The sequence below is a fragment of the Luteibacter sp. 3190 genome (assembly GCF_031456385.1).
Classification (GTDB): domain Bacteria; phylum Pseudomonadota; class Gammaproteobacteria; order Xanthomonadales; family Rhodanobacteraceae; genus Luteibacter.
The window spans coordinates 1,970,457-1,985,383 of the sequence record NZ_JAVDUO010000001.1 but is presented as its reverse complement, the minus strand read 5'-3'; the positions used below and the strand labels follow the sequence as shown (position 1 = coordinate 1,985,383).

The 14,927-nt window shown below is 67.7% G+C and carries 12 protein-coding genes; 8 read left to right on the top strand and 4 right to left on the bottom strand.

The features are described from left to right. Nucleotides 1-219: 219 nt before the first annotated feature. The 3 genes from J2X58_RS08960 to uvrA all read right to left on the bottom strand — a co-directional run bounded on the left by J2X58_RS08960 (nucleotide 220) and on the right by uvrA (nucleotide 5,236). A complete protein-coding gene (locus tag J2X58_RS08960; protein WP_310047674.1) occupies nucleotides 220-1,680 on the bottom strand; it encodes a DUF4139 domain-containing protein in 1,461 nt (486 codons plus the stop codon). 179 nt (nucleotides 1,681-1,859) lie between these two features. Next, on the bottom strand, nucleotides 1,860-2,300 hold the full coding sequence (locus tag J2X58_RS08955; protein ID WP_090052298.1) for a thioesterase family protein: 441 nt from the start codon (nucleotides 2,298-2,300) through the stop codon (nucleotides 1,860-1,862). Beyond that, entirely contained in the window at nucleotides 2,297-5,236 is a 2,940-nt protein-coding gene (gene uvrA / locus J2X58_RS08950) for an excinuclease ABC subunit UvrA (protein WP_310047671.1), read from the bottom strand. The genes J2X58_RS08955 and uvrA overlap by 4 nt, the downstream gene beginning before the upstream one ends. 214 nt (nucleotides 5,237-5,450) lie before the next feature. Between uvrA and J2X58_RS08945 the strand changes: the two genes are divergently transcribed. From J2X58_RS08945 to cgtA, 4 genes are all read left to right on the top strand, one after another. Continuing rightward, nucleotides 5,451-5,975, top strand: a complete 525-nt coding sequence (locus J2X58_RS08945; protein WP_090052301.1) for a DUF2059 domain-containing protein — start codon at nucleotides 5,451-5,453, stop codon at nucleotides 5,973-5,975. A gap of 281 nt (nucleotides 5,976-6,256) precedes the next feature. Next, nucleotides 6,257-6,571, top strand: a complete 315-nt coding sequence (gene rplU / locus J2X58_RS08940) for a 50S ribosomal protein L21 (RefSeq protein ID WP_090052303.1) — start codon at nucleotides 6,257-6,259, stop codon at nucleotides 6,569-6,571. A gap of 20 nt (nucleotides 6,572-6,591) precedes the next feature. After that, nucleotides 6,592-6,849, top strand: a complete 258-nt coding sequence (gene rpmA / locus J2X58_RS08935; RefSeq protein ID WP_072321611.1) for a 50S ribosomal protein L27 — start codon at nucleotides 6,592-6,594, stop codon at nucleotides 6,847-6,849. 87 nt (nucleotides 6,850-6,936) lie between these two features. Further along, entirely contained in the window at nucleotides 6,937-7,998 is a 1,062-nt protein-coding gene (cgtA, locus tag J2X58_RS08930) for an Obg family GTPase CgtA (RefSeq protein WP_310047667.1), read from the top strand. A 154-nt stretch (nucleotides 7,999-8,152) separates the two neighbouring features. Here cgtA and rpsT read toward each other — a convergent pair whose 3' ends face one another. Continuing rightward, on the bottom strand, nucleotides 8,153-8,416 hold the full coding sequence (gene rpsT, locus J2X58_RS08925; RefSeq protein ID WP_090052307.1) for a 30S ribosomal protein S20: 264 nt from the start codon (nucleotides 8,414-8,416) through the stop codon (nucleotides 8,153-8,155). A gap of 369 nt (nucleotides 8,417-8,785) precedes the next feature. Here rpsT and murJ point away from each other — a divergent pair, with 369 nt between their 5' ends. The 4 genes from murJ to lspA all read left to right on the top strand — a co-directional run bounded on the left by murJ (nucleotide 8,786) and on the right by lspA (nucleotide 14,927). Continuing rightward, nucleotides 8,786-10,393: a murein biosynthesis integral membrane protein MurJ gene (gene murJ / locus J2X58_RS08920; protein ID WP_310047665.1), complete on the top strand. Its 1,608-nt coding sequence runs from the start codon at nucleotides 8,786-8,788 to the stop codon at nucleotides 10,391-10,393. An 89-nt stretch (nucleotides 10,394-10,482) separates the two neighbouring features. Further along, nucleotides 10,483-11,436 carry a bifunctional riboflavin kinase/FAD synthetase gene (locus tag J2X58_RS08915; protein WP_310047663.1) on the top strand — a complete coding sequence of 318 codons (954 nt, stop codon included), beginning with the start codon at nucleotides 10,483-10,485 and terminating at the stop codon, nucleotides 11,434-11,436. 52 nt (nucleotides 11,437-11,488) lie between these two features. Next, nucleotides 11,489-14,347, top strand: a complete 2,859-nt coding sequence (gene ileS / locus J2X58_RS08910) for an isoleucine--tRNA ligase (protein WP_310047661.1) — start codon at nucleotides 11,489-11,491, stop codon at nucleotides 14,345-14,347. Between the two features lie 76 nt (nucleotides 14,348-14,423). Then, on the top strand, nucleotides 14,424-14,927 hold the full coding sequence (gene lspA / locus J2X58_RS08905) for a signal peptidase II (RefSeq protein WP_090052314.1): 504 nt from the start codon (nucleotides 14,424-14,426) through the stop codon (nucleotides 14,925-14,927).

Sequence of the window (14,927 nt, the reverse complement as noted above, 5' to 3'; positions counted from 1 at the left end):
GGAGAGGTAGCTACCGAAGGGTGGGAGCCGATCGCATCGGCGATGGATTGTCCTCACCGTTCCGGTAGCGGCCTTGTGGGAAGGCAGCTACCGAAGGGTGGGAGCCGATCGCATCGGCGATGGATTGTCCTCACCGTTCCGGTAGCGGCCTTGTGGGGAGGTAGCTACCGAAGGGTGGGAGCCGACCGTATCGGCGATCGGGCGCCTTAGCGATGCCGCTTACTGGGCGAGATCCGCGTCCGCCCAGGTATAGCGCACGGCGTAATCAAGCATCGCGCTGCCGTTCGCCGGAACGGTGGCGCTGAACTCCGCCACCTCCGGCGTGACCTTCGACGGCTTCATCGACGACGACGTGATCGTCCAGGCGCGCCAGCGGTTGGGATGTTCGCGAACGGTGACCGTGCGCGCCGTGTCGCCCGCGTTGGTCAGGACGATACGGGTGCTTTCGTCGATCCGGTGCCCCGGCATGTCCGCCGTGAACGCGGTCTGCTCGCGCGTGGCGGACAGGTCGAACGCGTTGCCGAGCGACACCGTGGTGTCCTTGTTCTTCGGCGTGTCGTCGATGCGTCCTTCGCCGAGCAGCTCGGCGTTGCCGTCGCGGTCGGTCGTCAGCACGCGGACGTAACCGGCGGGCAGGCTGTCGAACGCCCTGAAACGGAGGTTGGACACGATCGGCGTGCCGGCGTTGGCGAGGATCGGCTGGCGCTCGGCGTTCGGCCGCGGCGGGAACCACGTGTTGCCGCCGTCGTACACGGCCTCGCGCTGGCAGTCGAGGGTGTGGCGGTCGTACAGCGGCGTCTGGGTGACGCTGCCGTCGGGGAGGTCGACCGGCGTCGGCAGCGTGTAGGTGCGCAGGTCGCCCAGCGTGGCCTGTCGAGGCGCCATCGACTCGGCATCCATGGCGGCCGGGGCCGGCGCGGCACGGACCATGAAGAGCTTGTTCTGGATCGGCGCCTTCGCGCGTCGCGCGTCGCCGGCGACGAGCTTGAGCGAGACGTCCTTCCAGTCGCGTCCGCTACGGTTGGCGATGCTCGCCGCGGCGTCGAAGGTCATGCGGCAGGCGTTGCCCGGCGCGAGCGTCGCGACGTAGGCGCCGCGCCAGCCGAGGCCGGACGTGGGGTAATCGAGGTTGGCGTTCGTCCGGCCCGCCGCGCCGCCGGCGACACGCAACTGCAGCGTGGCGCCACGGGCGAAGTCCGTGCTGTCGGCGGCGCGCAGGGCGGCGTACTGGCGGATGAGCGTGGCGTGGCCGCTGCTGTCGCGCACGACGAGCGCATCGCCACCGCGAACGAGCGTGCCGCTGGCGAGCGCCTGGCCGCTTTCGCCGACCACGACGACATCGTGGCCGACGAGGCCGGCGACGGCACCGTCGAAGCCCTGGCCGAGCAGCAGGCGCTGCGAGACGACGCGGGTGCCCTTGCCGGGAAAGCGCAGCGACAGCGCTTCGCTGTCGAGCGCGGAGGGGAGGCCGTCGATGGAGAGATCCTGCGTGCCGCCCTTCAGGTCGAACGCGCGGCGCTCGTGCACCACGGCGTAACCGTCGCCGGAAACGGCGTCGCCTCCCGTGGCGAAGAGCGCATCGCCGTCGGCGCGGTAGAGCGTGAGCGCGGTGCGCTCATCGGCGGCGAACGCGGGAAGGGAAACGGCGCAAGCGATCGCGAGGACGAGGGGACGTTGCATGATGCTCTCCATGATGATCCTCGCGGATCATACCGGGGCGAAATGAACGGTCGCGATCTTTTGCGGCAGGGTTCGGCAACCGTGCCCGCCGCCGCGGGATCGCCGATGCGATCGGCCCCCACCATTCCGCTCGTGGCCCGAACGGTGGGAGCCGATCGTATCGGCGATGGATGCGTCCTCTAGTCCTGCCGGGCCGCGGCCACGGCGTCGCGGATGACCTGCGGAAGCGGGACCGGGCGGCCGGTCTTCGTATCGATCCAGACCATGGTGACGCTGCCGTCGCAATGGATGCGGGTGGCGTCCTGCGAATCGAGGATGCGGTGGCCGACCGTCATCGAGCTGGTGCCCATGCGATTGGCGTACAGCTCGATCTGGATGTCCGCCGGCCATTCGATGGGCAGGCGATAGTTGATCTCGCTATGGGCCATCACCGGCGCCGCGGACGGGCTGTACCAGTCGCCGGGGAGCTCCTTGAGCCACTTCAGTCGGGCTTCCTGCAGGTAGACCAGGTAGTTCGAATTGTTGACGTGGTTGTACGCGTCGAGATCCTGCCAACGGACGTCCATCGGCGTGATGAAGATCGGCGTCGGGCTCGGGGTCTGGGCGGCTTCGGTGCTCATGCGGTCCTTTTCTTCTTCGCGGGCGTTTTCTTGGCGGCGGCCTTCGTCGGAGCGGCCTTCGCGGTGGTCTTGCGGGCGGCCGCCTTCGCCGGCGCCTTCGTCACCGGCGCCGCCGGCTTGAGGTGCGGCAGCAGGAAGCGGCCGGTGTGCGAGGTCTTCGTCGCGGCGACCTTCTCCGGCGTGCCGCTGACGAGGATCTGTCCGCCGCCCGAGCCGCCCTCCGGACCGAGGTCGACGAGCCAGTCGGCCGTCTTGATGACGTCGAGGTTGTGCTCGATCACCACCACGGTGTTGCCGTGATCCACGAGGCGATGCAGGACGTCGAGCAGCTGCTCGATGTCGTGGAAGTGCAGGCCGGTCGTGGGCTCGTCGAGGATGTACAGCGTGCTGCCGGTGTCGCGCTTCGACAGCTCTTTCGACAGCTTCACGCGCTGCGCCTCGCCGCCGGACAGCGTGGTGGCGCTCTGGCCGAGCTTGATGTAGTCGAGGCCCACCGCCCGCAGCGTTTCCAGCTTGCGTGCGATCACCGGCACGTTCTCGAACAGCTTGAAGGCGTCTTCCACCGTCATGTCGAGCACGTCGGCGATGGTGTGGCCCTTGTACAGCACCTCGAGCGTCTCGCGGTTGTAGCGCTTGCCGTGGCACACGTCGCACGGGACGTATACGTCGGGGAGGAAGTGCATCTCCACCTTGATCATGCCGTCGCCTTCGCACGCCTCGCAGCGGCCGCCGCGAACGTTGAAGCTGAAGCGGCCCGGCGTGTAACCACGTTGGCGCGCCTCGGGCACCTGCGCGTAGAGCTCGCGCAGCGGCGTGAACAGGCCGGTGTACGTGGCGGGATTCGAGCGCGGCGTGCGGCCGATCGGCGACTGGTCGATGTCCACGACCTTGTCGAACAGCTCGAGGCCTTCGATCGATTCGTACGGCGCCGGCTGCTCGCTCGCGCCGTTGAGTTCCATCGCCGCGAGGCGGTAGAACGTGTCGTTGATCAGCGTCGACTTGCCGGAGCCCGACACGCCGGTGACGCAGGTGAACACGCCGACCGGGATGCGGACGTCCACGTCCTTGAGGTTGTTGCCGCTGGCGCCCTTGAGCTCGATCCACTGATCGTCGCGCGCTTCGCGGCGCTTCTCCGGCACGCGGATGCCGCGCTCGCCGGTGAGGTACTTCGCCGTGACGGAGCGCGGCGAGGCGAGCACCTGCTCGAGCGTGCCTTCGGCGACGATGTCGCCGCCGTGCACGCCCGCGCCCGGGCCGATGTCGAGGATGTGGTCCGCGGCGCGGATCGCGTCCTCGTCATGCTCGACCACGATCACCGTGTTGCCCAGATCGCGCAGGCGGGTGAGGGTACCGAGCAGTCGTTCGTTGTCGCGCTGGTGCAGGCCGATGGACGGCTCGTCGAGCACGTACATCACGCCGACCAGGCCCGCGCCGATCTGACTGGCGAGGCGGATGCGCTGCGCCTCGCCGCCAGAAAGCGAATCCGCCTGGCGATCGAGCGTGAGGTAGTTGAGGCCGACATCGTTGAGGAAGGTCAGCCGCTCGCGGATCTCCTTCACGATCTTCACCGCGATCTCGCCACGCCAGCCGGGCAAGGCCAGCGTCTCGAAGAAGGCCAGCGCGTTGTCGATGGCCAGCGAGGTGAGTTCGGGAATGGCGCGGTCGGCGACGAACACGTTGCGCGCCGCCGGGTTGAGGCGCTGGCCGCCGCAGTCCGGACACGGGTGGTCGGAGATGTAGCGCGCCAGCTCCTCGCGAACGGCCGTGGACTCGGTCTCGCGGTAGCGGCGCTCCAGGTTCGGCAGGATGCCTTCGAACTTGTGTTCGCGCGTGACCTTGCCGCCCCGGTCGGTGATGTAGCGGAACGGGATCAGGTCCTTGCCCGAACCGTTGAGCACGGCGTTCTGCGCCGACTTCGTCAGTTCGCGCCACGGCGTCTCCGGATCGAAGCCGTAGTACTTCGCCAGCGACAGGATCATCTGGTAGTAGTAGGCGTTACGACGATCCCAGCCACGAATGGCGCCGCCCGCGAGGCTGAGCTCGGGGTGGCCGACGACGCGCGCCGGGTCGAACACCTGGGTCACGCCCAGGCCGTCGCAGGTGGGGCAGGCGCCGACGGGAGAATTGAACGAGAACAGACGCGGCTCGAGTTCCGGCAGCGAGTAATCGCACATCGGGCACGAGAACCGCGACGAGAACAGCTGTTCGCTGGCCTTCGCGTCGTCCATGTCGACGAGGATGACGATGCCGTCGCCGAGACGAAGCGCGGTCTCGAAGGACTCGGCCAGGCGCTGCTTGATGTCCTCGCGCGGGCGGAAACGGTCGATGACCGCTTCGATCGTGTGCTTCTGGCGCAGGGTCAGCGGCGGGACGGCGTCGAGGTCGTAAACCTCGCCGTCGACGCGGGCGCGCACGAAACCCTGCGCGCGCAGCTGGTCGAACACCTGCACGTGCTCGCCCTTGCGCTCGCGGATCACGGGCGCCAAGAGCATCCAGCGCTTGTCCGGATCCAGCGCGAGCGCGGTGTCGACCATCTGGCTGACCGTCTGCGCTTCGAGCGGAATGCCGTGGTTCGGGCAGCGGGGCGTGCCGACGCGCGCGTAGAGCAGGCGCAGGTAGTCGTACACCTCGGTGATCGTGCCGACGGTGGAGCGGGGATTATGGGAAGTCGACTTCTGCTCGATCGAGATGGCCGGCGAGAGGCCTTCGATCGTGTCCACGTCCGGCTTTTCCATCATCGAGAGGAACTGCCGGGCATAGGCCGACAGCGACTCGACATAGCGACGCTGGCCTTCGGCATAGATGGTGTCGAAGGCCAGCGAGGATTTGCCGGACCCGGACAGCCCCGTAATCACGATCAGGCGATCGCGGGGCAGGTCGAGGTCGATATTCTTGAGATTGTGCGTGCGGGCGCCGCGGATGCGAATGCTGTCCATGTGCCGACGTAGATGGGGGAAGCCACTGACTATACCAAGGCTTTTCGGCCTTCATTCCGCGTCGACCTGTGACTGTTCATCACATTTGTCATGAGGCTCCGGACGCATGCTTCGAGCGGGTTGCCCGAACCGCCCCGGCGGCGGCTACCATGGCGCCGGCCCCTCGGGGGAGGGGATCCGACCCAAGCCAATCATCCGAAGAGGAAGACGACGCATGCGTAAGTGGACAGGGATCGCGGCCGGCCTGGTGCTGGCGTGTAGTGCGGGCCAGGCGCTGGCGGCGCCGCCCAGCGAGGCGCAGGTGCGCCAGCTGATGGAGGCCGTGGGCATGGGCAAGATGCTCAGCCAGATGAACAGCCAGATGGCCGGTGTGATGGCCACCGCGCTGCCGTGCGTGCCGGCCAGCTACTGGCAGGGCTTCGTGGACGCCAACGCGACGAATCAGCTGATCGGCCGCATGGTGCCCGTCTACCAGAAGCACTTCACGGCCGAGGACGTCGACGGCCTGCTGAAGTTCTACCGTTCGCCGCTGGGCCAGAAGGTGATCACGCAGATGCCGGCGACCATGGCCGAGGGCATGCAGATCGGCAAGGCCTGGGGCCAGGAACGCGGCAAGCAGATGATCGGCCAGCTCCAGACCCAGGGCACGCTCAACGCCCAGGGTCAGTGCCCGGCCACGGGCGCGGCGGCGAAGCCCGCTCCGGCGGCACCGGCTCCGGCGCCCGCGAAGAAGAAGTAGCCGCGTCAGGGGCGCGCCTTGTGGAAGCGGCCCTGGCCGCGACAGCCTTTCGCGAGGGGCCGCAGGTCCTGCGGCTCATCGCGAAAACATGTCGCGCGCAGGGCGCGCTCCTACGGTCATCTGGTAACATGCTGATTTTGTTGGTGTCTGGGTAAGGGAGCTAGAGACGCCCGATCTTAACCGCCTGATTGACCTTGCCTTTTGGGTCCCGCTATAATTCGCAGTTCGCAACACCCGTACGACCCTAAAAAGAACTACATAATCAGTAACAGGAATTCACCATGAGCTACGCAGTCATCAAGACCGGTGGCAAGCAGTATCGCGTGATGGCAGGCGAAGTCCTGCGCGTCGAGCTGCTCCCCGCCGAAGTCGATTCCACCTTCACGTTCGACCAGGTCCTCCTCGTCGGCGAAGGCGAGTCGGTCACGGTCGGCGCCCCGCTGGTCGCCGGTGCCACCGTCAGCGCGAAGGTTCGCGCCCACGGCCGCGCCGATAAGATCCGCATCATCAAGTTCCGTCGTCGCAAGCACTACAAGCGCACGCAGGGACATCGTCAGCACTACACCGAAATCGAGATCACGGGCATCAACGCCTGAGTCGCCGGAGGATATAAGTCATGGCACATAAAAAAGGCGTAGGTTCCAGCCGTAACGGCCGCGATTCGAACCCGAAGTACCTCGGCGTGAAGATCTACGGTGGCCAGGCTGTCGAAGCCGGTAACATCATCGTTCGTCAGCGTGGCACCAAGTTCCACGCCGGCGTGGGCGTCGGCCTCGGCCGCGACCACACCCTGTTCGCGCTGGTCGACGGCACCGTGTCGTTCAAGACCCGCGGCGACAAGGGCCGCAAGTTCGTCGACGTCGTCCAGGCGTAAGCCTCGCCCGACGCGATAGCGAAGGCCCCGCCCTAGGCGGGGCTTTTCGTTTGTAGCGCGGCATCACACTCTTTCCAGGTTTTTCCCATGAAATTCGTCGACGAAGCGCAAATCAGGGTCTCGGCCGGTGACGGCGGCAACGGTTGTGTCAGCTTCCGTCGCGAGAAATTCATCCCGTTCGGTGGCCCCGACGGCGGCGATGGCGGCAATGGCGGCTCCGTGTGGCTCGTGGCCGACGAAGGCCTCAACACCCTCGTCGACTTCCGCCACATGCGCTCGTTCAAGGCGCAGCGCGGGCAGGGCGGCATGGGCAGCCAGATGTACGGCAAGGGCGGCGAAGACACCGAGGTGCGCGTGCCCGTCGGCACCGTGGTCACCAACGTCGATACCGACGAGGTGATCGGCGACCTGACGTCGCACGGCCAGCGCCTGAAAGTGGCGCAGGGTGGTCGCGGCGGTCTGGGCAACATCCATTTCAAGAGCTCGGTGAACCGCGCGCCGCGCAAGTCGACGCCGGGGACGCCGGGCGAAGTGCGCGATCTGAAGCTCGAGCTGCGCCTGCTCGCCGATGTCGGTCTGCTGGGCTTCCCGAACGCGGGCAAGAGCACGTTCATCCGCGCCGTTTCGGCGGCGACGCCGCGCGTGGCCGATTACCCGTTCACCACCCTGCATCCGAACCTCGGCGTCGTGCGCATCGGCACGGACCAGAGCTTCGTGATCGCGGACATCCCCGGGATCATCGAGGGTGCGGCCGAAGGCGCCGGCCTGGGCATCCAGTTCCTGCGTCACGTGTCGCGCACCAGTCTCCTGCTGCACGTGGTCGACATCCGCCCCATCGACGGCTCGGATCCCGTCGAACAGGTCCGTGCGATCGAGGCCGAGCTCCAGCAGTTCGACGAGGAGCTCGTCGAGCGTCCGCGCTGGCTGGTGATCAACAAGTCCGACGTCATCGACGACGAGGACGAGCTGAAGACCGTGGTCGACGACATCGTCGCCCGCCTGGACTGGAAGGCGCCGTGGTTCGTCGTTTCCGCCGCGGGCGAGGTGGGTACCTGGGACGTCTGTCTTAAGGTGCAGCAGTTCTTCGATGCCGAGCGCGCGAAGCAGCGCGAGCGCACCGACGAACGCGACGACGTGCGGATGCGGTAGGAGCGCGCCTTGCGCGCGACAGCTTATCGCGAGGCGCAGCAGGGGCTGTAGCGCACGGCCTCAAAACATGTCGCGCGCAGGGCGCGCTCCTACAGACACACAAAAAAAGCCGGCGAACGCCGGCTTTTTTTGTGAGCAGCGATGTCGCGCAGGCTTATGCCAGGTCGCGGATCTTCGCGTTCAGGCGGCTCTTGTGACGAGCGGCCTTGTTCTTGTGGATCAGGCCGCGGGCGGCGTAGCGATCCATCACCGGCACGGCGACGGCGTAGGCGCTGGCAGCGGCTGCCTTATCCTTGGCGTCGATCGCCTTGACGACCTTCTTCAGTGCGGAACGCACCATGGAACGCGCGCTGACGTTGCGCAGACGGCGCTGCTCCGACTGACGCGCACGCTTCTTCGCGGACTTGATGTTGGCCAAGGTAAAGCTCCAGAGTTCGGTTGGTTTTAAAAAAGACGCTTAGTTTGACCTCAAAGGTGGGGTGAGTCAATAGGTTAGGCGGGTGTGGGTGGGGGCGCGACGCGAAGGGAGATGGGGGATGGGAAATGGGGGCGCGATCCCGACGGGCGGTTGAGGGCGCGACAGGCCACCGGCCGGGCGTCGACGCCGGCGCGGAGCTTCCAGCACCCTCTCGCGTCCGCCGGCTACATCGCCCCCAATTCCCAACTCCCACCCCCCGGCCACACCCGCGCCCCGATTTCCCGCCCGCCGCCACACCCCCGCCCCCACATCCGCCTCCCATCGCCCTCCCGGCCTGTCAAACTATCCCTTTTGCCAGCCCTCGACCGGATGAAAACCCCCAGCCTTCTTCGCGGCATGCTCAGTTTCAGCGGCATGACCATGGTTTCGCGCGTGCTCGGGCTCGTCCGCGACATGGCGATCAACGCCTCGTTCGGCGCCAACGCGGCGACCGACGCCTTCTGGGTGGCTTTCCGCATCCCCAACTTCATGCGCCGCCTCTTCGCGGAGGGGTCGTTCTCGACGGCCTTCGTGCCGGTGTTCACCGAGGTGAAGGAGACGCGGCCGCATGCCGATCTCAAGCGGCTGATGGGGCTGACGGCCGGCACGCTCGGCGGCGTGCTGCTCGTGGTCGTGGCCCTGGGCGTCATCTTCGCGCCGCAGGTCACCGCGCTGTTTTCGCCCGGGGCGGTCGACACGCCGGAGAAGTTCGGCCTCACGGTCGACCTGCTGCGGCTCACCTTTCCGTTCCTGCTCTTCGTCTCGCTCACCGCTCTGAGTGGCGGCGCCCTGAACAGCTTCCACCGCTTCGGCCTGCCTGCCCTGACGCCGGTGATCCTCAACCTGTGCATGATCGCGGGCGCGCTCTGGCTGGCGCCGAAGCTGCGGACGCCGATCATGGCGATGGGCTGGGCGATCCTCGTCGCGGGCCTGCTCCAGCTGCTCTTCCAGCTGCCGGCGTTGCGGCAGCTCGACCTGCTGGCGTTGCCGCGCTGGGGCTGGAGTTCGCCGGACGTGCGCCGGATCATGACGCTGATGGTGCCGACGCTGTTCGGCTCCTCGGTCGCGCAGATCAACCTGCTGCTCGACACCGTCATCGCCTCGCTGCTGATCGCAGGGTCGCAGAGCTGGCTGTCGCAGGCGGACCGCTTCCTGGAGCTGCCGCTGGGCGTCTTCGGCGTGGCGCTGGGCACGGTCATCCTGCCGTCGCTGTCGCGCCATCACGTGGCGACGGACAAGGCGGGCTTCTCGCGCGCGCTCGACTGGGGTCTGCGCACGACGCTGCTCATCGCCGTCCCGGCGATGTTCGCGCTGATGATCCTTTCGGTGCCGCTGGTGGCGACGATCTTCCAGCACGGGCGGTTCACGCCGTTCGACACGAAGATGGCGTCGCTGTCGATCTCCGCGCTGAGCTTCGGCCTGCCGGCGTTCGCGCTGGTCAAGGTGGTGCTGCCTGCGTTCTACGCCCGCAAGGACACGAAGACCCCGGTCCGCGCGGGCGTGGCGTCGCTGGTCGCCAACATGGTCTTCAACGTCGCGTTCCTGGCCCTGCTGTTCTTCCTCTGGGCGAGCCCGGCGCAGAAGGCGGGCTCGTGGATGACGGCCCTGGCGACGATCCCGGGCCTGCACATGGCGCTGGGCATGGCCAGCGCGCTGGCCAGCTACCTCAACCTGCTGCTGCTCTGGCGCTGGCTGGGCAAGGCCGGCGTCTACACCCGCCAGCCCGGCTGGCCGAGACACCTGCTTCGCCTCGGCGTGGCCTGCGCCGTGATGGTCGCGGTGCTCCTCGGCGGCCTGTGGGTCTGGCCGGAATGGAGCGACGTGGAGAAGTGGCAGCGGGTGGGGCGTCTCGCGGCGCTGGTGGTCGCGGGCGGCGGTGCGTATGTCGCGAGCCTGTTCGCGCTGGGCTTCCGCCTGCGCGACCTGCGCGCCCACTGAGGTTCCCGCGCGTCGCATTGTGCGGCGCAATGGGGCCGCTATACTGGCCCGATGGCTTTTATTCCGCATCGATTCCAGGACCCCCGGGCATGACGCTGCGACTGCATCGCGACGTCGACGGACCGTGCCTCGCGCCCGGTGGCAGCATCGTCGCGATCGGTGCGTTCGATGGCCTGCATCTCGGTCACCAGGCGATCCTCTCGGAGGTGCGTCGCCGCGCGGAGGCCGCGGGCCTGGCCCCGGCGGTCATCAGCTTCGAGCCGCTGCCGCGTGCGTTCTTCTCGAAGGAGCCCGTGGCGCGTCTTTCGGGGGTCCGCGAAAAAGCCGAGGGCATGACCGCGGCCGGCATCCGCGACCTGCTGTCGCTACGCTTCGACAAGGCCCTGACCGAGATGTCCGCCGAGGACTTCGTCCGCCGGGTCATCGTCGGCCGCATGGCCGCGCGCGAGGTCTGGGTGGGCGAGGACTTCCGCTTCGGTCACCGCCGTGGCGGCGATTTCGCGCTGCTCCAGGCGATGGGCGCGGAGCTGGGTTTCACCGCGCACGCGGTGCGGCCGGTGCTCGTCGACGGCGAGCGGGTGTCGTCCTCGCGGGTGCGCACGCTGCTGGCGGAAAGCGATTTCGCCGGCGCGACCCGCCTGCTGGGGCGGCCGTTCGTGATCGACGGCCATGTCGAGCACGGCCAGCAGCTCGGTCGCACCCTTGGATATCCCACCGCGAACGTCCATCTCACGGACAGGGTGAGCCCCATCCAGGGCATCTTCGCCGTGCGCATCGGTATCGGCGACGGCCCGTGCAGCTGGCCGGGCGTCGCGAGCCTGGGCCGCCGGCCGACGGTGAACGCGGTGCAGGAGCCCCTGCTGGAAGCCCATCTTTTCGATTTCTCCGGCGACCTCTACGGCCAGCGCATCGGCGTGGAGTTCGTGCGGAAGCTGCGCGACGAAGAAAAATTCGACGGCCTCGACGCCCTGACGGCGCAGATGCGCAAGGACGAGATCGCCGCCCGGCAGGCCCTTGGGATGAACCCCATACTTGTCGATTGACGACGGAACGCGCCTCGCGCGCGTCACGCCCCGAAACCCACGGTTCTAAGCGATGACCCAGGACTACAAGAACACCATCAACCTGCCGCAGACGGATTTCCCGATGCGTGGCGACCTGCCCAAGCGCGAGCCGAACTGGCTGGCGACGTGGGAACGCGTGGGGCGCTATGCGCAGATCCAGGAGAAGACGGCGGGCCGCGACAAGGTGTTCGTGCTGCACGACGGCCCCCCGTACGCGAACGGCGCGATCCACCTGGGCCATGCGGTCAACAAGGTGCTCAAGGACGTCGTCGTCAAGTCGAAGCTGATGGCCGGCTACCGCGCACCCTATGTGCCGGGCTGGGACTGCCACGGTCTTCCGATCGAGATCGCGATCGAGAAGAAGTTCGGCAAGGCGGGCGACAAGCTCGACGCCGCGGCATTCCGGCAGAAGTGCCGCGAGTACGCGATGGCGCAGATCGACCTGCAGCGCGTCGACTTCAAGCGCCTCGGCGTCCTCGGCGACTGGGAAAAGCCGTACCGCACGCTCGACTTCACGTACGAGGCCGACATGATCCGCGCGCTCGCGCGCATCGTCGACAACGGCCACGTGGTGCGCGGCGCGAAGCCGGTGTACTGGTGCTTCGACTGTGGTTCGGCGCTCGCCGAGGCCGAGATCGAATACGCCGACAAGACCTCGCCGGCCGTCGACGTCGTCTACGACGCGGTGGATTCGATCTCGTTCGCCGCGCTGTTCGGCGTCGCCGCGGGTGACGCCACCGTCGCCGTGCCCATCTGGACGACCACCCCCTGGACGCTGCCGTCCAGCCAGGCCGTGTCGCTCGGCGGCGAGCTCGAGTATTCGCTGGTCGAGGGTCCGTCGCGCGGCGGCAATCCGCTGCTGCTCGTGATCGCCTCGGCGCTTGTGGAGAAGGCGCTCGCGCGCTACGGCGTGGAGCGCGTGAACGTGCTCGGGCGCGTGCAGGGCGCGGTGCTCGAGAACCAGCCGCTGCGCCATCCGTTCTACGACAAGCAGCTGCCCATCATCCTCGGCGAGCACGTCTCGGACGAGGACGGTACCGGTGCCGTGCACACCGCGCCCGACCATGGCGCGGAAGATTTCACCGTGGGCCAGCACTACGGCATCGGCACGCTGAACTACGTCGACGGCCGCGGCGTCTACCGCGCGGAGGTGCCGCTGGCGGGCGACGTGTCGTTCGCCGGCGTGCACATCTGGAAGGCCAACGACCAGATCGTCGACCTCCTGCGTGACCGCGGCGTGCTGCTCGCCTCGTCGAAGCTCACGCACAGCTACCCGCATTGCTGGCGCCACAAGACGCCGGTGATCTTCCGCGCCACGCCGCAGTGGTTCATCAGCATGGAGCAGGCCGACCTGCGCCGCACCGCGCTCACGTCCATCAAGGGCGTGCGCTGGGTGCCGGGCTGGGGCGAGGAGCGCATCGCGGGCATGGTCGAGGGTCGTCCCGACTGGTGCATCTCGCGCCAGCGCACCTGGGGCGTGCCGATCACGCTGTTCATCGACAAGGTCACGCACGATCCGCATCCGGACTCCGTCGCGCTGATGGAGAAGGTGGCGAAGAAGGTCGCCCTCGAAGGCATCGACTGCTGGTTCACGCTCGATCCGCGCGAGCTGCTCGGCGACGACGCGGACAAGTACGAAAAGGTCACCGACGTCCTCGACGTGTGGTTCGACTCGGGCGTCAGCCACTTCGCGGTGGTGGGCGCGCGTCCCGAACTGCAGGCCGGCGACGCGGGCGAATACAAGGTGATGTACCTCGAAGGCTCCGACCAGCATCGCGGCTGGTTCCAGTCGTCGCTGCTCACGTCGGCCGCCATCAACGGCCGTGCGCCGTACGACCACGTGCTCACCCACGGTTTCACCGTGGACGCGCAGGGTCGCAAGATGTCCAAGTCGCTGGGCAACGGCATCGAGCCCCAGGACATCATGAAGACGCTCGGCGCGGACATCCTGCGCCTGTGGATCTGCTCGACCGACTACCGCAACGAGATGTCGCTCTCGGACGAGATCCTCAAGCGCGTCGCGGATACGTACCGCCGTATCCGCAACACCACGCGCTTCCTGCTCGGCAACCTCGACGGGTTCGACCCGGACAAGCACCTGCTCGCCACCGACGCCTGCCTCGATCTCGATCGCTGGGCGGTGCAGCAGGCGGCGGACACGCAGGCGGCGATCGTGGCGGCGTACGAGCGCTACGACTTCCCGGAGATCGTCCAGCGCATCCAGAATTTCTGCACGAACGAGCTGGGCGCGCTGTACCTCGACATCACGAAGGATCGCCTCTACACGATGCCGACGGACAGCCGCGGCCGGCGCAGCGCGCAGAGCGCGATGTACCGGATCCTCGAGGCGCTGCTGCGCTGGCTGGGGCCGATCGTCACGTTCACGGCGGAAGAGGCCTGGGCGCACATGCCGGGCTCGCGCAGCGAATCGGTGCTGTTCGAGACGTTCTACGACGGCCTCGACGTGCGCCAGGACGGCGAGGCGCGCGGCTGGTGGAGCACGCTGCTCGCCATCCGCGAGACGTCGTCGCGCGTGCTCGAGGGCATGCGAAAGGCCGGTCAGATCGGTGCGTCGCTCGACGCGACGCTGACGATTCACGCCGACCTGCCGACGCAATCCGCGCTGGCGGAATCCGCGAAGGAACTGCGCTTCTTCTTCATCACCTCCGAGGTGACGCTCGCGCCGCTGGAAGGTCGCCCGGCCACGGCCGAGCGTGTCGATCTGGATGGCGCCGAGGTCTACGTCTCGGCGGCGGTGAGCGACGCGGTGAAGTGCGTCCGTTGCTGGCACCATCGCCCGGACGTCGGCGTCGACCCGAACCATCCCGAGGTCTGCGGCCGCTGCGTGGAGAACGTGACGGGACAGGGCGAGGACCGCCGCTGGTTCTGATGCGGCGATCGTCGCCGAACCTTTCCGCGCCGCCGCCCGGCGGCGCGGACCCTCGCAACGCACCGCCCGGATCCGCATGACCGCACGCCCCAAACCCAACGCCCTGTCCTGGCTCTGGCTCGCCGCCGCCATGATCGTCCTCGACCAGCTGACCAAGTGGTGGGCGCTCACGGCCCTGCAGCCGGCCGAGACGCCGCATCCGGTCATCCCGGGCATCCTGAACTGGACGCTCACCTTCAACACGGGCGCGGCGTTCAGCTTCCTGGCGGACAGCGCCGGCTGGCAGCGCTGGTTCTTCGTCCTCCTCGCGGTGGGCGTCAGCGCCTCGCTCGCCGTATGGCTGTCGCGCACGCCGCGCGCCGACTGGCGCACCGCCGCGCCTCTGGCCCTGATCCTGGGCGGCGCGCTGGGCAACGTCATCGACCGGCTCCACGCTGCGAAGGTCACCGATTTCATCCAGGTGTTCCTGGGCAGTTACCCGTTCCCCGTCTTCAACGTCGCCGATTCCGCGATCAGCGTCGGCGCCGTCGCCCTGATCGTCTTCAGCCTCTTCGGCAGCCCGAAGGCTCCCATGCGATAA